At 73.1% G+C, this 19,666-nt stretch carries 19 protein-coding genes; 8 read left to right on the top strand and 11 right to left on the bottom strand.

Translation table 11 applies throughout. The features are described 5' to 3' along the window. Positions 1-204 precede the first annotated feature (204 nt). The gene (locus OEB99_RS00285) at positions 205-594 is read left to right on the top strand and encodes a hypothetical protein (RefSeq protein WP_263507573.1); all 390 of its coding nucleotides are present in this window, start codon (positions 205-207) and stop codon (positions 592-594) included. A 117-nt stretch (positions 595-711) separates the two neighbouring features. Beyond that, the gene (locus OEB99_RS00280; RefSeq protein ID WP_263507572.1) at positions 712-1,878 is read left to right on the top strand and encodes a hypothetical protein; all 1,167 of its coding nucleotides are present in this window, start codon (positions 712-714) and stop codon (positions 1,876-1,878) included. A gap of 173 nt (positions 1,879-2,051) precedes the next feature. On the opposite strand, the gene OEB99_RS00275 is transcribed toward OEB99_RS00280, so the two are convergent. From OEB99_RS00275 to OEB99_RS00240, 8 genes are all read right to left on the bottom strand, one after another. Beyond that, positions 2,052-2,495: a hypothetical protein gene (locus tag OEB99_RS00275; RefSeq protein WP_263507570.1), complete on the bottom strand. Its 444-nt coding sequence runs from the start codon at positions 2,493-2,495 to the stop codon at positions 2,052-2,054. Positions 2,496-2,715: 220 nt separating this feature from the next. After that, positions 2,716-3,063 (bottom strand): type II toxin-antitoxin system HicB family antitoxin, encoded by a 348-nt coding sequence (locus OEB99_RS00270; protein WP_263507568.1) that lies wholly within the window; start codon positions 3,061-3,063, stop codon positions 2,716-2,718. Continuing rightward, a complete protein-coding gene (locus OEB99_RS00265) occupies positions 3,060-3,278 on the bottom strand; it encodes a toxin HicA (protein WP_263507567.1) in 219 nt (72 codons plus the stop codon). Before OEB99_RS00265 ends, OEB99_RS00270 begins: the two co-directional genes overlap by 4 nt. Positions 3,279-3,475: 197 nt before the next feature. Then, positions 3,476-4,201 (bottom strand): ABC transporter permease, encoded by a 726-nt coding sequence (locus OEB99_RS00260; RefSeq protein ID WP_263507565.1) that lies wholly within the window; start codon positions 4,199-4,201, stop codon positions 3,476-3,478. Beyond that, positions 4,198-5,109: an ABC transporter ATP-binding protein gene (locus OEB99_RS00255; protein WP_263507564.1), complete on the bottom strand. Its 912-nt coding sequence runs from the start codon at positions 5,107-5,109 to the stop codon at positions 4,198-4,200. The genes OEB99_RS00260 and OEB99_RS00255 overlap by 4 nt, the downstream gene beginning before the upstream one ends. Further along, positions 5,106-5,981, bottom strand: coding sequence for an ABC transporter permease (locus OEB99_RS00250; protein WP_263507563.1), 876 nt, complete (start codon positions 5,979-5,981; stop codon positions 5,106-5,108). Before OEB99_RS00250 ends, OEB99_RS00255 begins: the two co-directional genes overlap by 4 nt. After that, positions 5,978-6,937 carry an ABC transporter ATP-binding protein gene (locus OEB99_RS00245; protein ID WP_263507562.1) on the bottom strand — a complete coding sequence of 320 codons (960 nt, stop codon included), beginning with the start codon at positions 6,935-6,937 and terminating at the stop codon, positions 5,978-5,980. The genes OEB99_RS00250 and OEB99_RS00245 overlap by 4 nt, the downstream gene beginning before the upstream one ends. Positions 6,938-7,007: 70 nt before the next feature. After that, positions 7,008-9,107 (bottom strand): S9 family peptidase, encoded by a 2,100-nt coding sequence (locus tag OEB99_RS00240; protein WP_263507560.1) that lies wholly within the window; start codon positions 9,105-9,107, stop codon positions 7,008-7,010. A gap of 134 nt (positions 9,108-9,241) precedes the next feature. Between OEB99_RS00240 and OEB99_RS00235 the strand changes: the two genes are divergently transcribed. Then, positions 9,242-10,375 carry an exonuclease SbcCD subunit D gene (locus OEB99_RS00235; protein ID WP_263507558.1) on the top strand — a complete coding sequence of 378 codons (1,134 nt, stop codon included), beginning with the start codon at positions 9,242-9,244 and terminating at the stop codon, positions 10,373-10,375. Then, positions 10,375-13,311 carry an AAA family ATPase gene (locus OEB99_RS00230; protein ID WP_263507557.1) on the top strand — a complete coding sequence of 979 codons (2,937 nt, stop codon included), beginning with the start codon at positions 10,375-10,377 and terminating at the stop codon, positions 13,309-13,311. The genes OEB99_RS00235 and OEB99_RS00230 overlap by 1 nt, the downstream gene beginning before the upstream one ends. Positions 13,312-13,326: 15 nt before the next feature. Here OEB99_RS00230 and OEB99_RS00225 read toward each other — a convergent pair whose 3' ends face one another. Next, positions 13,327-13,638, bottom strand: coding sequence for a hypothetical protein (locus OEB99_RS00225; protein ID WP_263507556.1), 312 nt, complete (start codon positions 13,636-13,638; stop codon positions 13,327-13,329). Positions 13,639-13,716: 78 nt separating this feature from the next. Here OEB99_RS00225 and OEB99_RS00220 point away from each other — a divergent pair, with 78 nt between their 5' ends. From OEB99_RS00220 to OEB99_RS00210, 3 genes are all read left to right on the top strand, one after another. Further along, positions 13,717-14,370, top strand: coding sequence for an LmeA family phospholipid-binding protein (locus OEB99_RS00220; RefSeq protein ID WP_263507554.1), 654 nt, complete (start codon positions 13,717-13,719; stop codon positions 14,368-14,370). 436 nt (positions 14,371-14,806) lie between these two features. Continuing rightward, positions 14,807-15,553 (top strand): purine-nucleoside phosphorylase, encoded by a 747-nt coding sequence (locus OEB99_RS00215; RefSeq protein ID WP_263507553.1) that lies wholly within the window; start codon positions 14,807-14,809, stop codon positions 15,551-15,553. Between the two features lie 296 nt (positions 15,554-15,849). Beyond that, positions 15,850-16,104 (top strand): hypothetical protein, encoded by a 255-nt coding sequence (locus OEB99_RS00210; protein ID WP_263507552.1) that lies wholly within the window; start codon positions 15,850-15,852, stop codon positions 16,102-16,104. Here the strand turns inward: OEB99_RS00210 and OEB99_RS00205 are convergent. Then, entirely contained in the window at positions 16,076-16,738 is a 663-nt protein-coding gene (locus OEB99_RS00205; protein ID WP_263507551.1) for an HNH endonuclease family protein, read from the bottom strand. The two genes, OEB99_RS00210 and OEB99_RS00205, sit on opposite strands and share 29 nt — an antisense overlap. Positions 16,739-16,862: 124 nt before the next feature. On the opposite strand from OEB99_RS00205, the gene OEB99_RS00200 reads away from it, so the two are divergent. Continuing rightward, complete coding sequence (locus OEB99_RS00200) at positions 16,863-18,152, top strand: hypothetical protein (RefSeq protein ID WP_263507550.1); 1,290 nt, start codon at positions 16,863-16,865, stop codon at positions 18,150-18,152. Positions 18,153-18,516: 364 nt separating this feature from the next. Here the strand turns inward: OEB99_RS00200 and OEB99_RS00195 are convergent, their stop codons facing one another. Beyond that, complete coding sequence (locus tag OEB99_RS00195; RefSeq protein WP_263507548.1) at positions 18,517-19,452, bottom strand: phosphotransferase enzyme family protein; 936 nt, start codon at positions 19,450-19,452, stop codon at positions 18,517-18,519. Positions 19,453-19,666 lie beyond the last annotated feature (214 nt).

Genomic DNA, 19,666 nt, shown 5'->3' with positions numbered 1-19,666 from the left:
CCATCCGGGCCGACCCGGTCAACGGCAGGCAGGTCGAACGCGCGCGACGAGCGGCACGAGCGGACGAACTGCGCCGCCCGGTTCTCGACGCGGCGGGTCACGTGGCCCACGAGCATCGCGATGGAATCATGGTCGAGCGGCCACCCGGTGACGGCGGCTGGTGGGGCAGGTCGTCGGTGAGGCGGTGCGGCTGAAGGGCGGGGCGTGCAGCGGCTTCGACGCGAGATCGACGACAACAACCGGCGCGCGTGGTCCGAGCACTTCGCTGGTGCCCAGCTCGACGAGATGGTCGCCGCGGCGAGGCGCCAACTTGTCGGGGTCGTTCTGATGCTTGTGCTGGTGTGCGTCGCCTTGGCCCTCGTCCCCACGATGGGCTCGCTCCATCCGAGCGCCCGCGTGGCGATCGTGTTGGCGGTGACGGTCCCCGGGTGCGCGGTCTTCCTTCGACGCGTTCGAGAGCAGAACGGGATCGCCGCGAGGGGCCTCGGCCTGACACCGCGAGAGATGCGCCGCCTCGACGCCCGATCGCCCGAACGCTTCCGTTCCTCGCTCGCGCGGATCCACAACCGACGCAATGCACGACCAGCGGCATGAGCCGATGAGATGCCGCCGTGCCATCAGCGGCATGAGCGGATGACTGTCGTGCGGGCCGGTCGGTCGCCTGGGCTGCGAGTGGGGCGTCCGGGTGTGCCTGCCACCTACGATCCGTTCATGAGTCGACGGGTTTCCGCGCCGCCCAGACCCATGGCTCCGGGTGACGTCGTCACGGCGTTCTCCGATGCGTTGGGCGAGTGGACGGCAGCCCAGGTGACCGACCTCGATCCGAGCTGGGGCACGGCTGGTGTGCTCGACTTGGCCTGGTCGGGCCCCGAGCCGAGCTCCGTCGGGGATCTCGGGGACCCGGCGCCACTTGTCCTGACCCATCACGCGTGGACAGGCAGGCCCTCCCACCGCAACTACGACTGGCTGTTGCCGCGCGGGTGCACGGTGATCGGCAACGTGCCGGCCTTGGTGGAGCGCAAGTCGGACACGTACGCAGCGGGTTGGCACCTGGGCGATCAGCTCGCCCTGCAGCGCTCCTGGGACCGTGGTGAGCGCACGTCGACCCACCGGGGAGAGCGGTCCTTCACCGGCGCTGAGGTCGCGAGCCTCGTCGCCACGGGGGCTGTCTTCCCCGACGTGTGGAAGGTCTCGATCACGGAGATCGACTCCTTGGACTGTGGCGGCCTGGTCACGGTCCTTCCCAACGTGACGCGGCTGTCCTTGTCCGGGGACCTGGGGACGTTGGTCAACGCTTCGAGCCTCAACGGTCTGACCGGGCTCAGGTCGCTGCTCGTGAGCAAGCTGTTCGGGATGGTCGCGTCCGACCTGCTTGTGCCCGAGTCGGCCCCGGGCCTGGAGATGCTCGCACTGCACAGCATCCCCGCCGAGTACGCCGCGGCTATGAGGAAGGTGTGGACCCCGGAGATCCCCCACGGCACCCGAGTCGATGTGACCGGCGCCCGCAAGCCGGAGTGGGTCGCCGAGAACCGCGACAACCCGTTGCGTGACTGGGACGGCCGCGGTCACATCAGCGCAGTGCGCTTCCGCAAGGCCGTCGCCCAGTACAAGGCGACCCGACGTGCCGTCCTCGACGCCCTCGACGACGCCGAGGGCGCGGTGGACACCGCCCGTCTGACCGCGCTCGGCAGGGAGTACGGGGAGGCGTTCAACCGCCTGGACGGGAGCCGGAGCCCGTTCATCGAGACCGAGGAGCGTGAGGACCTCTTCAGGGCCCTCGAAGCGATCGTCGACCAGGCCGAGGCGATCAGCGGCACGCCCCTTCCCGGCGCACGTGAGCACCTCCTCGCGGGCCTCGACAGCATCCGGGAGTGGTGACCACACCAACCGCCGGCAACCCGCTGCGCGCCCGCCGTACCCGTGCACCAGCCACGAGGCCCGGGCATCCGCCCGCCGCCATGCCATCAGCGGCATGACCGTGCGGCACCCGGAGGGTACGCGCTCAGTGCAGCCCGATGATCTGGGTGTGCGGCTCAGGCACGATCATGCCTTCACCATAGGAAGAGCGAGGCTGTCAGCAGGAGTGTCCCTGCGACGAGAGCCCAGGTGGCGGGCGCGATATGGCGGCGACTGGGTGGGCCAGCCTCGTAGACGACCAGGCGCCCGAGGAACAGGCGGCGAGGGCGCGCCCTCACGAGGCGCAATGCCGCGAGGTACCCCATCGCGAAGACGATCTCGCTGGCCGCCGACCAGGCGACGGGCGCGTTCAGGGACGATCCCTCGGGCCAGTGGGCCGCGACCGAGACGACCCCGAAGACGGCAAGCACAGCCGAGAAGGCGCCGATCGCACCGGCAACGGGCCCCCACTTGGCGCCGCGCCGCCAGTAGTCCGGGGCGCCCAGGTGGAAGCTCTCGGTGCCGCGCCAAGCCAGAGCGCAACTGAACGGGACCGAGACGAGCGCGAGAAGGGCGCCGACGAACTGCAGTCCGGACACCGTTCCTCCCCAGGCTCCGACAGCACTGGCCACGATCTTCCCGGATCTTGCCGTGCCTCCTGAGCCGCTCGAGACGGTCCGAGTTCGGCGACGAGGCCGATGCCGTGCGGGAACCAGTCGAACTAGCACGGTGGACTGGTGAGGCCGGCGACAACTCCGCGTCGCGGAGATCGCCTTGAGCGCCCCGATCGACCAGCGGACTGGCCGCCCGGAACCCGGATCAGGAGGCGTTGGTCAGGCGGCGTACGACGTACTGGTTCAGGCTCAGATGCTCCTCGGCGGCCTCGGTGGCGAGCTTGCGGTGCAGCTGCTCGCCGACCCGGAGGTTGAACTTGCCCGAGTAGGTGCGCGAGGAGAGTGGTTCGGGCACGGGTTCGCCGTTGGCGTCCAGGTTGGCGACGGTCTCGGTGACCAGGTCTCGCATCCCGCGCAGCGCCTCGTCCTGGGTGCCGGCCAGCCAGGACAGCGAGGGCAGCTCCAGGCAGGTGGCGACGTACTCGGCGTCTTCGGCGGACCAGGTGACCCGGTAGGTGTACCAGGTGATGTCGATACGGCCGGTGGAGCTCATGCCTGGGCCTCCTTCTTGTCGATCGCGGCCAGGACCTGCCTGACCTGGTAGGCCTTGGCCTGCCCGTGGTCGTTCTGGATGTTGACGCGTGGGTCGCCGGGCCAGGGAGTCTTGAACACGGCGTGCGACCCTCCCGTGGTTCTCGGCGGGCCGAAGTAGTGCTCGCAGACCTTGGCCAGGTCGTCGTAACGGATGCTGCGTGGGTTGGCACGCATGGCAGCGACGATCTTGGCTACCGACGGCACCGCCCCATGGTACCGCGGGCGGTACTGCTTCGTCAGGTCTCCACACGACCGGAACTCGGCATGACCGCGCATGCGCCGGGGCCGCCGAGCGCGCACGCGGGAGAACTGGGCGTGCCGTTGGCGGGTGACCGGCGCCAGGGCGCCCCCGCCCGTCGCCGCCGCAACCGTCAGTCGGCGGCGGCCAGGCGGAGGGTCTGGAGCCGACGGATCGCCACCCACGTCGCCCCGACCACCAGCACCGCGAGCAGCGACAACCCCACCGGCACCGTGACCGCCGACTCGACACCCCACGCTCTCGCGTTGTCGCCGAGCAGGGCCTCGGCCGGGGCCAGTGCCCACTGCCGCACGGAGACGTCCCGGATGCCCGGCACGAACCCGCCGAGCAGCGTCTCCCACAGCAGGGCGTACAGCAGGCCGATGATCACCGCGTTGCGGGTCAGCACCGACAGCGCCACGAACAGCGTGGTGTACGCGATCCCGGCGAGCAGCGCCGCGAGGCCGTAGGCGGCGGTGAGCTGTAGGCCCTCGTCCCCGGCGATGGCCGCCGAGGCCGTGACCGGCAGCACGGCGAACACCAGCATCGCCGCGAGGCCCACGCCGAGCTTGGCGAACAGGATCGTGCGCCGCGGCAGCGGCTTGGCCAGCAGGTACACGATCGAGCCGTCGTCGATCTCCGGGCCGATCACGCCGGTGCCGATCAGCAGGCACATCAGCGGGAGCAGCGTGCCCATCGCGAAGCCGCCGGTCAGGTTCGCCGAGTCGGTGACCGAGCCCGCCGAGGCCCAGCGGGTCAGCCCGGCGAGCACGAGCAGCAGCACCGGCAGGATCACGAGCAGCAGCGAGCGGCGGCGGCCCAGCAGGCCGCGCGCGGTGAGTCCCACGACGACGTTCATCGGGCCACCAGGTACGCGAAGACGCTCTCGAGGGACTCGTCGGCGGGCGACACCTCGAGCAGTCGCACGCCCTGCTCACGGGCGACGCGGGGCAGCGCGTGCACGAACCGCCCCCAGTCCGAGGTCTGCACGGCCAGCACCCCGGCGCCCACCGTGACACCGTCGGCAGCACCCGCCGCGATCAGGGCGCCGGCCAGGCGCCGGTCGTCGGTCGACGCGATCGTGTACTGGTGCGGCCGCTCGGTCATCAGCCGTCGGATCCGGCGGTAGTCGCCCGACGCGGCGTGCCGGCCGGCGACGAGGACCTCGATGGTCCCGGCGATCTGCTCGACCTCCTCGAGGATGTGGCTGCTGAACAGCACCGTGCGGCCATCGGCGGCCAGGCGCGTGAGCAGGTCCATCAGGTGCAGCCGCTGGCGGGGGTCCATGCCGTTGAAGGGCTCGTCGAGCAGCAGCACCGACGGGTCGTGGACCAGCGCCGTCGCCATCTTGATCCGCTGCTTCATGCCCTTGGAGTAGGTGGAGATCGGCCGGTCGCTCGGCTCGACCATGTCGACCACCTCGAGCGCCCGCTGCGCCGCCGCCCCCGCGTCGGCCAGGCCGTGCAGGCGGGCGTTCGCGAGCAGGAACTGCCGGGCGGTGACCATGTCGTACATCGCCTCGGGCTCCGGGACGAGCCCGATGGTCCGGTAGATCTCGGGGTTGCGCCACACCGGCCCGCCGTCGAGCGTCACCGTGCCCGTCGACGGAGCGAGGAAGCCGCCCATCATCGAGATGAGCGTCGACTTGCCGGCGCCGTTCGGCCCGAGCAGCCCGGTGATGCCGGGGCCGACGGTGATCGACACGTCGTTGACCGCGACGACGTTGCCGTACCAGCGGGAGACGGAGTCCAGGACGATGGTGGTCACAGCGGCACCGAGTTCCGGTAGCGGCGCAGCAGAAGCCCGCCGAAGCCGAGCACGCCCAGCAGCCAGGCCAGGGCGAGGACACCGGCCTGCCAGGCGGCCGTCGGCGCGAACTCGCCGATCGCGGCGTCCACGCCGAGCACCCACGACGACAGCCCGTCGATGAGCCGGTAGGGGTCGAGCGCACCGGCCACGACCGCCAGGTCGGACAGGTCCTCCTCGGACGCAAGGCCCGACAGCGCGAAGCTGAAGCCCTGCACCACCAGCAGGATCGTGATGATCGCCGCGACCCCCACGCCGCGTCGGGGCGTGAGCGTCGCGACCGCGAGACCGAAGGCCGAGAGCAGCACCGCGAGCAGCGCCGACATCAGCAGACCCCCGGCCCAGCCCACCAGCTGCTCGTCCACCGGCAGCTCGGCCAGCAGCGCCGCGATCATCAGCAGCGTCTGCGGCACCGCCATGATCGCGAACATCGAGATGGCCAGGCCGGCGTACCGGGCGGCGAGGTAGTCCGAGCGCATCAGCGGCCGGGACAGGTACAGCGACATCACGCCGTGCCGCAGGTCGCGCGAGACGGCGTACGGCGCGGAGCCGGCCAGGAACAGCGAGATCGGCAGGTTCAGCTGGTACAGGTACTGCGTGTAGGAGATCGGCGGCCGGTCCGCACCGGTGATCAGCACGACGAGACCGATGACGATCGGCGGCAGCGCCAGGATCGCGACCAGCAACCACGGCATCACCTTGCTGCGCGCCGGGCGACCCAGGCCGAAGATGCCGCGGATCGTGTCCACCAGCAGCGACCGCACGATCCAGCCGCGGCCGAACCGCTCGCCCTCGTAGCGCCGGAAGCCGATGTCGTGGATGACGTCGCTCATCGCGTCCCCCCGAACAGCTCGGTGAGGTGGTGCCGGCGCCGCTGCATGCGCACCAGCCCGACGCCGAGCTCGGCGGTCGCGGCCGTCACCGCGTCGAGCACGCGCGCGTCGGCAGCGACGGAGAACGTCGGGCCGCCGTCGGTCTCGACCGCGGCGCCCAGGGCGCGCAGCCGCGCGACCACCTCGTCGGCGCGGTCGGTGACCTCGACGAGCAGCACGCCGGACAGCGCCGTCGCCTCGGCCGTGGAGGTCGACCGCTGCAGCACGCCGGCCTCGATGACGACGACGTGGTCGGCGATCCGTTCCAGCTCGCCCAGCAGGTGCGAGGTGACCAGCACCGAGATGCCGAAGTCCACGTGGACCCGGCGGATGAGGTCGAGCATCTCGTCGCGCCCGGCCGGGTCCAGGCCGTTGGTCGGCTCGTCGAGCAGGACCAACTGCGGGTCGTGCACCAGGGCCTGCGCCAGCTTGACCCGCTGCTTCATGCCGGTCGAGTAGCCGCCGATGGGGCGGTACCGCTCCTCGTACAGCCCGACGTGGCGCAGGGTGTCCGCGGCGCGCTCGCGGGCGGCGGCGCTCGGCAGCCCGGACATCCGGGCCAGGTGCACCACCAGCTCGGTGGCCGACACGTCCGGCGGCAGGCAGTCGGACTCGGGCATGTAGCCCACGACCTGGCGGATCGCGAGGCCGTCGGTCCGCGCGTCCCGGCCGAGGATCTGGGCGTCACCCCCGGTCGGGGGGAGCAGGCCGAGCAGGATCTTGATCAGCGTGGACTTGCCGGCGCCGTTCGCACCGACCAGCCCGACGACGCCCGTGGGCATCTCGACGGACAGGTCCTGCAGCGCGGTGACGGGGCCGAACTGCTTGGTCAGGTGCCGGGTGGTGATCGCCGCGCCGAACGACCGGCGGGTCGGCGGGTTCGGGGTCGCGGCGTGATCGACCGGGTCGGCGGGCACCCGCCCATTCTGGGTGGGGCGGGTGACCGCTGTACATCAGGGTCTGCCCGGAGGCGACCCTGATGAGACCTCAGCCCAGGCTCTCCGGCCGGGTGTGCTCCTCGCCCAGGACGTGCTCGGCGAGGAAGCCGCTCACGACCTGGTACCAGATCTTGGCGTGCTGCGGTGAGAGCACCCAGTGGTTCTCGTCCGGGAAGTACAGGAACCGGTGCGGCGACCGGCCCTGCTCGTCCGCGGCGAGCCTCGACTCCGACAGCAGCTCGTACCAGAGCCGCAGGCCCTCGCCGATCGGCACCCGGTAGTCCTTGTCGCCGTGCACCACGAGCATCGGCGTGCCGATCTCACCGACGAACCGGTGCGGCGAGTTCTCCAGCGCCATCTCGGGGCTCATCTCGCGGCGCCAGTACCAGGCGGCGTCGGTGGTCGGTCCGAACTGGTCCAGCGCCCACAGGCTCGCGTGCGTGACGATCGCCCGGAAGCGGTCGGTGTGGCCGGCCACCCAGTTGGCCATGTAGCCGCCGAAGCTGCCGCCCATCGCCGCCGTGCGGTCCGCGTCGATGTCCTCGCGGGCCTCGGCCGCGTCGGTCACGGCCATCAGGTCCGTGAACGGCGCCTTGCCCCAGGCACCCCAGCCGCGCTGGATGAAGTCCTGCCCGTAGCCGGTGGACAGCGCCGGGTCGGGCAGCAGCACGCCGTAGCCCTGGGCCACCATCAGCCAGGGGTTCCAGCGCCACGACCACGCGTTCCACGAGCCGAGCGGGCCGCCGTGGATCCACAGCAGCAGCGGAGCGGGCTCGTCCGCGGACGCCTCGTCGGGCAGCGCGAGCCAGGCGCGCACCGGCGTGCCGTCGTCGGCCACCGTCCGGACCTCCTCGAGCCGGCCGGGCAGCGTGGGCGGCGGGACCGGGGCGCGCAGCACGGTGACCGTGCCGGGCGCCTCGCCCTGCAGCGCGATCCGCACCGGGTGCGGCGGCGCGAGGTAGGACGTGCGCAGCGCGTAGACCACGGTCGCGTCGGGCGAGACCTGCAGGTCGGAGTAGGTGTAGTCGTCGTCGGTGAGCTGGTGCGCGACGTCGGCCTCGGGGTCCACCAGGAACACCGGTCCGCGTCCGTCCTGGTCCGCGGTGACGACCAGGCCGGAGGCGTCGGGCAGCCACTGCACGCCCGTGACCCAACGGTCCCAGGAAGCCAGCAGCCGCAGCGGCTCGCCACCGACCACGCCGTTCGGCCCGAGCGGCAGGACCCAGAGCTGGACCTGCGGTGCCTGGTGCGGCGTGGACAGGGTCTCGCGCAGGTACGCGATCGCGCTGCCGTCCGGCGCGATGACCGGCTTGAACAGGTCGGCCTCGGGGTCGTCGACCAGCACGGCGCGCTCGCGCGAGTCCAGGTCGACGCTGACCAGCGTGCCGCGCAGCTCGCCGCGCGAGCCGGGGACCTGCCAGGTCGTGACGACGAAGCTGCCGTCGGGCGAGAAGTCGTAGTCGGCCTCGCGCAGGGCGCCGCCGGGGTGCGGGGTGAGGTCGGAGACCTCGAGGTGCTCGACGCTGCGGGAGGCGATCTCGACCGCGCGCGCGGGCTCGTCGTCGTGCCGGAAGTGCCAGCCGAGCAGGTGCGGCTCGTCCGGGCCGAGGTCGTGGTCCCAGTACCGGACCGGGTAGCCGGTGTGCAGCACCGCGGAGACCTTGAGGTCCTTGCGCTGGGTGCGCAGCCGCTCGTCGTCGGCGGCGTCGTGCGCCGAGGGGAGCATGTCGGTGCTGAACAGCACGGCGGCCGAGAAGCGGGCGGTGCGCACGCCGGACACGCCGCCGGGACGGGTCGCGACCACCCGGGCCTCGCCGCCACCGGCCGGCAGCACCCACAGCGCGGGCACGTCGAGCGGCTTGTCGGAGTCCTTGGCGTCGGCGTCCGGGCGCTTGGAGGTGAACAGCAGGTCGCCGTCGGGCGTGAACGCCGCCCCGGTCTCGCCCTGCGCGCTGCGGGTCAGCCGCCGCGCAGGCTTGGACCTGGTCGGGAAGACCTCCCACAGCGCGCTGTGCGCCGTGGTGCGGTCCTGGTTCAGCGTCGAGACCGTGGTGATCAGTCGCGAACCGTCGGGCGAGAGCACCAGGCCGGACATCCGCGGCAGCGCGACGTACTCGTCCAGGTCATGGAACGGGGTGTTGAGAGTCATTCATCCTCCTCGGCCCCCTGATCCTGCCACCTGGACCCCCTCGGATGCCCGCATTGGTGGGCCGGTCGAGTGATCTGTCCGGGTGGCGGCGGGCCTCGACCGGCGTGTCGGCGGGTCCGGATAGCGTGCTTGGCATGCGGCTCGTGCACACCAGTGACTGGCACCTGGGCCGCACCCTGCACGGCGTGCCGATGCTCGAGCACCAGGCCGCGTACCTCGACCACCTCGTCGAGCTGGTGCGGGACAGCGGTGCGCGCGCGGTGCTGGTCGCGGGCGACGTGTACGACCGCGCGATCCCCCCGGTCGAGGCCGTCGAGCTGCTGGCCGACGTCCTGCGCCGGCTGAGCGAGACCGCGACCGTCGTGCTCACGCCGGGCAACCACGACTCCGCGGTGCGGCTCGGGTTCGGCGCCGCCCTGATGCGGTCCGAGGTCCACCTGCGGGCGCGGGTCGCCGACGTCGGGACGCCCGTGCTGCTGCAGGAGGACGGGGTCGAGGTCGCGGTGCACCCGCTGCCCTACCTCGACCCGGACCTCGCGCGCGAGGTGCTCGACCCGGACCTGCCGCGCTCGCACGAGGCCGCGGTGGGCGCGGCGATGGACCGGGTGCGCGCCGACCTCGCGCAGCGCCCGGGAGTGCGCTCGGTGGTCATGGCGCACGCGTTCGTCGTCGGCGGCGAGCCGTCGGACTCCGAGCGCGACATCAGGGTCGGTGGCGTCGACTCGGTGCCCGCGGGCGTCTTCCGCGGGGTGGACTACGTCGCGCTCGGCCACCTGCACGGCGCGCAGCGGATCGCCGGTACCGGGACGGTGCTGCAGTACTGCGGGTCGCCGCTGGCGTACTCGTTCTCCGAGCGGCACCACACCAAGGCGACCGCGGTGGTCGAGCTCGGCGCGACCGGCGCCCCGGGCGTGGACCTCGTGCCGGCCCCGGTGCCGCGGCGGCTGACCGAGCTGGTCGGTGAGCTCGACGTGCTGCTCGGGCTCGTGGAGCACCGCGAGGACTGGGTGCGGCTGGTCGCGACCGACGCCACCCGGCCGGTCGACCTGTACGCCCGGGTCCGGACGGCGTTCCCGCACGTGCTGGCCGTCGAGCACCGCCCGGCCACGGCTCCCGGTGCGCCGAGCCCGGTGGTGACGGCGACCCGCGACCCGCTCGAGGTGGTCGCGGAGTTCGTCGAGCACGTCACCGGTGCCGCGCCGACGCCGGCGGAGGCCGCCGTGCTGCGCGCCGCGTACGAGCACGAGCGTGCGCTGGAGCGTGCGTGATGCAGCTGCTACGACTCCGCCTCGGTGCGCTCGGCCCGTTCCCGGGCGAGCACGACGTCGACCTCGCCGAGCTCGGTGCCTCGGGGCTCTTCCTGCTCGAGGGGCCGACCGGTGCTGGCAAGAGCACGCTGATCGACGCGATCGTGTTCGCGCTGTACGGCAAGGTCGCCTCGCCGGGCGCGTCCGAGGACAGGTTGCGGTCCAACCACGCCGCAGCGGACGCCGAGACCTACGTCGAGCTCGAGTTCGCGACCGGTGCCGGGACCTACCGGGTCCGACGCACGCCGGCGTACCAGCGGGCCAAGCAGCGCGGCACCGGGACCACGACGCAGCAGGCGACGATCAAGCTGTGGCGGCTGAGCTCGCCCGACGCACCGGGAGAGCTCCTCACCACCAGGCTCGACGAGGCCGGGCTCGAGCTGCAGCAGATCGTCGGGCTGGACCGCACGCAGTTCGTCCAGACCGTCGTGCTGCCGCAGGGGGAGTTCGCGGCGTTCCTCCGGTCGGACCCCGAGCACCGCCGGGGCCTGCTGCAGCGCCTGTTCGGCACCGAGGTGTACGAGCGTGTGCAGCAACGGCTCGAGCGGATGCGCGCCGAGGCCTCGCGGGGTGTGGCCGAGGCCGAGCAGGCGGCGGCGCGTGAGGTCGCCCGGTTCCTGGGCGCGGCCGAGCTGCCCGAACCGGAGCAGGTGGACGCGCGGGCGCTCGCGGACCTCACCCGCCGGCTCGAGGCCGACGCCCGGCGCGCATCCGAGGTCGCGCTCAGCGCCGCAGAGGCCGCGGTCGTGGCGCGGGTCGAACGGGACCGCCGTGCTGCGCTCGTCGTGCTGCTCGAACGTCGCGCCGCGCTCCGGGCCGAGTCCACCGAGCTCGACGCAGCCGCCGACGAGCACGCGTCCCGGTGCCGGCGGCTGGCGGCCGCGACGGCAGCCGAGCAGTGCTGGCCCGCGGTCGAGGCCGCGAGCCTCGCGTCGCGCGCCCGGTCCGAAGCCGCGGCGGCGCTCGAGGTCGCGCGCTCAGGGGCGTCGGACGACCTTCGTGCCGTCGTCGGGGCGGCCGACGCCGAGATCGCGCTCAAGGCCCTTGCCGACGAGATCGAACGCACCGCGACAGCTCGGGGTGCGCTCGCCCGTGCGCTGCACCTCGAGGCCGGGCTGACGGACCGCCGGGAGGACCTCGCATCCCGGCGCGAGGCGTTGGCCACCGCGCGGCTGGCCGTCGAGCAGGGGCGAGCGGCGCTCGCCGAGGTGCCGGAGCTGCGTGCCGAGCTGACCGTCGAGCTCGGCATCGCGCGCTCCGCAGCAGGAGGGCTCCCGGCGGCCAGGGTCGCCGCGCGCGAGGCGGAGGCCGCCGTGGCGGCAGCGCACGAGGCCGCGGCGCTCGACGTGCGGCTGGCCGATGCCGAGGTGACGGCTCGCGAGGCTGCGGGTGCGGCTCACGCGGCGGCCGCGGCGCTCGCCGAGGCGCACCGCGCCCGGATCGCGGGGATCGCAGGGGAGCTCGCCGCCACGCTCGAGCCCGGAGCCCCGTGCGTGGTGTGCGGCTCGCTCGAGCATCCGGCGCCGGCGCCGGGTGCGGCCGAGCCACCCGACATCGACGGGCTGGAGGCCGCCCGGGCAGGGGCCGAGGGCGCCCTGAGGTCTGCGGTGAGCGAGGTCGAGCGACTGCGCGAGCGCCGCGCGGCACTCGGCGACGTCACAGCCGACGAGGACGCCGTGGGCGCAGCGCAGGACGCGGTCGCGGCCGCGGAGGCTGCGGTCGTGCGGGAAGCCGAGCTCGCTAGCCGGCTCGCCGCCCATGAGCGGCAGTGGGAGGCGGACCGGGCCGAGCTGACCGCCCGCGAGCAGGTACTCGTCGTGGACGAGACCCGCGCCCAGGCCGAGCTGGCCGCGCTCGAGTCGGACGAGGCCGAGGTCCTGGCCGCTGCGGACGGGGCTCCGAGCGTGCGCGCCCGGGACGAGGAGCACCGACGCCGAGGTGCGCAGGCGAGGACCTGGGCCGAGGCGTTGGACGCCCTCGTCGAGGCCGAGACGGTGCTGGCTCGCGAGGAGCGCGAGCGGGACCGTGTGCTCGATGCGGCGGGCCTCGCGCTCGACGAGGTGCTGCGGGTCCGCCTGCCGCGCGCCGAGGTCGCGGCACTTCGCTCCGCGATCGAGGCCCACACGACGCGGGTCGCCCAGGTCACCGGTGCGCTCGCCGAGCTGCCCGAGCTCCCGGACGGCGAGGTCGACCTCGCGGGCGCCGAGCAGGCCGCCGCCGAGGCCGATGCGACGGCGCGCACCGCCGGGGGCGAGGCCGCCGTGCTGGAGCGCCGGGCTCAGGCCGCGGCACGGGCCCGCGAGGGCGTCGAGGCGGCGTGGCACGAGCTCGACGCCGCGCGCGCCGCGGCCGAGCCCGTGACGCGGATGGCGAACGTCGCAGCGGCGAGCGGCGGCGAGGGCGCACTGACGCTCGCGACCTACGTGCTCGGCCAGCGGTTCGCTGACCTCGTCGCTGCCGCGAACGCGCGACTGGGCGGGATCTCAGACGGTCGCTACGAGCTGCTCCGCAGCACCGAGAAGGAGGCCGTCCGCACGCGGCGGATCGGCCTGGCGCTCAGCGTGCTCGACCACCGCACGGGGGTCGCCCGCGATCCCCGCACGCTGTCCGGCGGCGAGACGTTCTACGTGTCGCTGTGCCTCGCGCTCGGGCTCGCCGACGTCGTGACCGCCGAGGCCGGCGGGATCGAGCTCGGCACGCTGCTCATCGACGAGGGGTTCGGCTCGCTCGACGCCGAGACGCTCGACGTGGTGCTCGCCGAGCTCGGCCGACTGCGTGAGGGTGGGCGTACGGTCGGCGTCGTCTCCCACGTCGAGACGCTGAAGCAGGCGATCGCCGAACGGATCGAGGTGCGCCGCCGCCCGGACGGCGCCTCGACGCTCACGGTGCGCTGCTGAGCGTGCCGGGGAGCCTCACCAGCTCCAGCCGCGGGCGGTGAGCTCGAGCTCCTCGCGGAGGCGCTCGTCCTCGGAGACCTCGCCGTCCGGCACGCTGACTCCCGCCAGTCGGCAGGCGTCCGCCAGCAAGGCGTCGTAGGCGGCCTGGTAGGCGATCCTGCGCCGACCACGCGCGAACATCCGCTCGTCGGTGTCGATCGTGTGCAGCTGGGCGGTCACCGCCGCGAGCCGGACCTGGATGGCCAGTGCCTCGAACGGGTCCGGGCGCGCGGAACGCCTGGCCCACCAGTGGCGGCGGCCCGGTTCGGCGGTGTCCTTGCTCCGCACAGCGCTCCCCTTCGAGACATCTCCAGGCTAGGCACCGCAGGAGGAACGCGAAAGGGGGCAGCAGGTAGGGTCGATCGGGTGCGGCGCATCGGGTGGAGCCTCCTCATCCTCGTGGTGCTCGGTGCGGCAGTGGTTGCCGGCGACGTGCTGCTGCGGGCCCACGCCGAGTCGGTCGTCGCACAGGGCCTGCGGGATCGGCTGAGCGGACTCCACGGGGTCGACGTCTCCATCGAAGGCACGCCGTTCTTCACCCAGCTGCTCGCCAAGCAGTTCTCCACCGTCGACGTGACCGCGACGTCCATGATGGCCGGCGGTCTCGAGCTCGACGACGTGCACGCGGTCCTGACCGGGGTAGGCACGGAGGGAGGCACGGTCGGGACGCTCGCCATGACGGCAACCGTCACTCCCGGGGCGCTCGACGCGACCTCGGGCGGCACGCTCACGTACACCGTCGAGAACGGAGAGCTCGTCGCAACCCTGACCTCGGCTCCTCTGGCCGCGTCGATGGTGCCGCACGTGAACGGCGACGCGATCGACCTCGAAGTCACCGAGCTTCAGCTCGCGGGGGTCGGGGTCGCGCCCGAGGACCTGCCTCTCGGTCTCGGCGCGGTCTTCGAGAATCTCAGCGTCGCCGTCGAGCTCCCCACCGGGATGCACCTCGACGAGGTCACCGTGGGCGCCGACGCACTGGAGGTCTCGGTCTCGGGGACGGACCTCGTGCTCGAGCAGTGAGCGTCGGGCCGAGCCTGCGGCGCGTTGTCTGGCGGGCCGTCGGGCCGGCCCTGCGAGGCGTCGAGTGTCCGGCCGTCGGGCCGGCCCTGCGAGGCGTCGAGTGTCGGGCCGTCGGGCCAGCCCTGCGAGGCGTCGAGTGTCGGGCCGTCGGGCCAGCCCTGCGAAGCGCCGCGTGTTCGTGCCCTACCGCCGTGCTCGTGGGGTTGCCTCGTTCGGCGCCCACGAGAGGTTCGGCCGGCGCCCACGAGAGGCTCGGCCGGCCCGGCGCCGGCCGCGCTCGGCCCAGTCGAGGGTCTCGTCGGGCTCAGTCGAGGGTCTCGTCCGGCTCAGTCGAGGGTCTCGTCCGGCCCAGTCGAGGGTCTCGTCCGGCCCAGGTGGACGTCTCGCCCGAGCCGCGCGGCAGCCACGCCCCGCCGGGGCGGTTAGGGTCGCACTCATGGCCACTCCGCACATCGGCGCCGAAGCCGGAGATTTCGCACCTGACGTCCTGATGCCCGGTGACCCGCGGCGTGCGAAGCGGATCGCGGAGACGGTGCTTCAGGACGCGCAGCTCGTCACAGAGGTCCGCGGGATCTTCGGCTACACCGGCACGTACGACGGTGCGCCGGTCTCGGTGCTCGCGTCCGGGATGGGCCAGCCGTCGATCGCGATCTACGCGACCGAGCTGTTCCGGTTCTTCGGCGTCAAGCGGATCATCCGGATCGGCACCGCGGGCGGCATGGCTCGGCACCTCGACGTCGGCGACGTGGTCATCGCCAGTGCCGCACACACCGACTCGGCGATGACTGCCTCGCGGATCCCGGGCATCCACTACAGCCACGCCCCGAGCTTCCGGCTGCTGGCCGCGGCTGCTTCCGCGGGTGGGTACGGGGCTCCCGCGCCGACGGGGCGCCGTCGCCGCGCCAAGACGGGCAGCGTCTACGTCGGCCCCGTGCTGAGCAGCGACACCTTCTACGCCGACCGAGCCGAGATCAACGACCTGCTGGTTGCGCACGGGACGCTCGCGGTGGAGATGGAAGCGGCGGCGCTCTACGCGTGCGCGGACCGCGAGGGCGGCGAGGCGCTCTCAATCTGCACGATCTCCGACCTGCTCTTCCGCGACGCGTCGCTGCCCGCCGAGGAGCGCGAGATGCTCTTCGACCGCTCGGTGCAGCTCGCGCTCGCGGCGTTCGCACAGGCCTGACGCACCCGCGACGTCGCCGCTGCGGGTGACCCGACCGCACGGGCCACGGCCGAGGAGCCCGACTGTGGAGCCCGACCGTGGAGCCCGACCGTGGAGCCCGACCGGGGAGCCCGGCCGAGGAGGCCGACCGAGGAGCCCGACTGTGGAGCCCGACTGTGGAGCCCGACCGTGGAGCCCGACCGGGGAGGTGCTCGGGTGCCGGGACACCTGCGTGGCCGCTCGGACAGGGAGCGGCTACCCCGCGATATCACCCGCGCCCCTGGTCATGCCGAGCCCGCGCGTGCCGATGGACTGGCATGACCAGGACGGTGAGCACCACCTCGGCGGTGCTGCATGGCACGCACCCGCTGCGTGGCTACCCCGTGACGTACCGGCTGACCCCGCTGGTGCGGCAGCCCGGCATGCCCGCGGGTTTCATGGTCGAAGAGGCGGACGGCGACCTCTCCGAGGACGCATGGGAGACCGCGGAGATCTCACGCGTGCTCATGACGCCGGTCCAGGTCCGCGAGCTCGTCGCGCGGGTCACCCATCGGGTGCCGACTCAGCGATAACCACGCAGCCACGCAGCTGGCGGGCCAGCGCATCACGTTCGGCGTGCGTGACCCACAGGCCGTAGCGCTGCTTCACCGCGATCTGCCGGATGGCGTACGGGCAGCGGTAGGACTCGTCCGGTGGCAACCATGTCGCAGCGTTGCCCGAGCCCTTCTCCTGGTTCAGATCGCCGTCCACCGCGAGCAGGTTGAGCGGGTCGTTCGCGAACTCCACTCGTTGCGCGTCGCTCCACGAGCTTGCACCGGAGCGCCACGCGTCCGCGAGGGCCACGACGTGGTCGATCTGCACCTCCGCAGGACGCGAGCGGTCGAACTGAACCGGGTCGCCGCCGTACGGGTCGAGGAGCGTGCCGGACATGACCCGGCAGCCGTCCAGGGTCACGCCGGTGAGGTCACGTCGCAGCACCTCGTCGCGGGTGGTGCAGCCGTCCGCACCCTCGGCCCACCCGTCGCCGAACTCGCTCCGGTCGTACTCCTCGTACGGCCCGCGGTCCACGACCGGCAGAGCGGCCAGCCCGGAACGGGCGGCGTCGAGCTCGGCGGCCGGCACCGCGTAGGTCGCCCCGGATCGCGGCCACAGGAGGAGCACGGCGGCGATCGCGAGCAGCACCAGAACCGGGACCCAGCGACGCACGCGCCGACTCTTCCACGCGGCGCCGACGTGGCGATCAAGTTCACCTCATCGAGGTGTCAGGTCCCGCGGGGCTCGTGCCGATAAGGCAGGGAGTCCGAGATGGCGTTCCGCCGAAGGAGACCTGATGACCGCCGACGCCCTGCCGACGCGCCGCGAGCTGCGCGACGCCGAGCGTCCGTTGAGCCGCCGCGACCTGCGGGCGACCGAGCGAGCACTCAGCGGCCTCGAGACCGAGCCGGAGGTACCGCACCAGCCCGCCGCACCGCCGCAGCCCGCTCCGCAGGTGGAGCTGGAGTCCGAGGCGTGGGCTCCGCAGGTGGAGCTGGACCCGGAGGCGTGGGCTGCGCAGGTGGAGCTGGAGTCGGAGGTGTGGGCGCCGCAGGTGGAGCTGGAGTCCGAGGCGTGGGCTCCGCGGGTGGAGCTCGACTCCGAGGTGTGGGCGCCGCAGATGGAGCTCGACTCCGAGGAGTGGGCTCCCCAGGTGGAGCTGGACTCCGAGCCGTGGGTGCCGCAGCAGTCGGCCGAACCGGCGGCATCGGCCGAGCTCCTCGCGTTCGGGGACCTGGCCGCATCCACGGGATCGGCCTCGGTGGCGCGTCCGATGACCGGCTCGACGACGTCGGTGAGCACACCGGGTTCAGGGTTCGACGGGGAGTTCGGCGCGCCCGCCGTACTCATGGACGCGCCGGTGCTGCCCGCGCTGCCGCCGATCGGCGAGGACCTCCGCCCGCTCGAGGAGCGGATCGCCGCCCTTCCGGTCGCGCCGTGGGCCGTCGACCTTCCGGAGCTGAGCGCCGCCGAGCTCGCCTGCGAGCCGATCGACGTGCCACGCCCCCACGCCCCGATGGACGACACCCTGGGCGGCGACTCCGCGGGTGACACATCGGACGGGTTCGGATCCGAGCTCCAGCAGCGCCGGCCCCTCCCGCAGCGACCCGTCCAGGAAGGCGGCCCGGAGGTGGAGCGCCCTGGTCGCATGTCGACCTCGGAGCTCGCGTCCGGGCGTGACCCCGCGGCGGGGTCTTCGCGCGGCTTGGCGGTCTTGTCTCCGCGCGGCTCGGCGCCGTCGTCTCCGCGCACTCCTGCGGCAGTCTCCCCGCGCGATCCGGCCACTGCATCTCCGCGCGATCCCGCACCCTGGGCGGAGGCTCCCACGGCGCCGCGCCCGGTCAAGGCTCGCGACGACCTCATGCCGGAGTTCCCACCGAGCCCGTGGCAGGCGGTGTACGGGGCGTGGATCGGCGTCGCCGCGATCGCGATCTGGGCGCTAGGCCCAGTTGCCGTCGTGCTCGGCATCTGGTCGCTCCGCCTCGCCAACCAGGAAGGTCACGGCAAGGGGCGCCCCATCACGGCACTCGTCGGCGGCGCGATCGGCACCGTGCTCGGTGCGCTCTTCCTCGCCTTCGGGCTCTAGCGCCTTCGCGTTCGGGATCCGACGCCTTCGCGTTCGGGATCCGACGCCTTCGCGTTCGGGGTCTGGCGCCTTCGCGTTCGGGGTCTGGCGCCTTCGCGTTCGGGGTCTGGCGCCTTCGCGTTCGGGGTCTGGCGCCTTCGCGTTCGGGGTCTGGCGATCTCGCGTTCGGGGTCTGGCACCCATGCCCGCGGGATCCGGCGCCATCGCCTGCGGGGTCTGGCGCCCGGTTCTCGGTTGCCGGGCCGGGTCGAGGCGGGCCCGGCTCGCTCGAGCGCGGGGCTTGGTCGAGCGCGGGACTTGAGCGCGCGGAGACTGTGCCCAGCGCGTGACCCGCTTGAGCCCCGGCCTCGCTCGACCGCGGCACTCAGTCGAAGAGCCAGGTCGGTGACCCCAGGTAACGAGTCGCGACGTCGAGCGTCCCCTCGGCGAGCGCGGGATCGTGCGACAGCAGGGCCAGGCGGCGCAGCATCACCAGCGCCCCCGCGAGCCGGAGGTCGAGCTCTCCTTCGTACGCCTCGAGCCACGCCTTCGCGAGCGACGGTGCGCTGATCTTGTCCTCGAGGCCGGACATCGAGCCCGCGAGGTCCTGCTCCCACCAGGTCCAGCGGCAGTCGAAGCTGCGCAGCAGCGGCTCCTCGCCGATCACGACAGCGTCGCGCAGGTCACCGTGCACGAGGCCGCTCGGCTCCGCGGCCCACGAGACGCGGTCGAGCGCCTCCTCCTGTGCGGTGCCGAGCAGGTTCTGGGCGGACGACGACAGCGGCAGGGCCTCCCAGTCGATCCCGGACGTCGGGCCCGCCAGGTCGAGCACCTCGAGCGACGGCCGGCGGAACCAGGCCGGTGGCTGCCACCGGCGCGCGTGCTCGTGCAGCGCTCCGGCCAGCCCGCCGAGTGCGGCGAGCGTGGCTCGCCCCGACCCGGGCGCCGGCGGCGCGGCGATCAGCGGCTCGTAGCGGATGCTCACCGCGGACCAGCGGGTGTTGCGCGGCCCGTCGAGCACCCCGACCGCCGTGCCGGTGCGCGTGGTCAGCACCCGCGGCACGCGCACCACGTCGTCGGCACCGAGCGCCGTCATCCAGGCAACCTCGGACTCGATCGCCGTGACGCTGATCCGGCCGGGACGCAGCACCCGCGTGATCGCATAGGGCAGCCCGTCGACGTCGACGACGACGATCGCGTCGACCGTGTCGTCCAGCACCGAGACCGTCACGTGGTCGAGGTCCCAGGTCTCGGCGATGCCGTCTGCGATCCAGGCCGTGTCGCCTGCGATCCAGTCGTGCGTCGAGGTGATGATGCTCACGAGGCTCCCGTCGTCGGGAGCGGGTGGCGGGCTAGGCGAGCGTACGTCGCGTTCGGGCGCCTGGGCAGGTTACGGCGAAGGATTTCACGACGACGAAACGTGCTGCGTCGCAGGTCACCCGCTCGTTACCGTCCCGCCCCGCCCGCGTGACGTTCGGCTGCCAGTCTTGGCGATGAGCGGGGGCGGGCGCCTGACGCTCGACAGGCTCCGGCGC

Origin of the sequence: Actinotalea endophytica (assembly GCF_025717005.1) — a bacterium.
Lineage (GTDB): Bacteria > Actinomycetota > Actinomycetes > Actinomycetales > Cellulomonadaceae > Actinotalea.
Note: the sequence above shows the minus strand (reverse complement) of the source record. Positions and strands in the feature narration are given on the sequence as shown.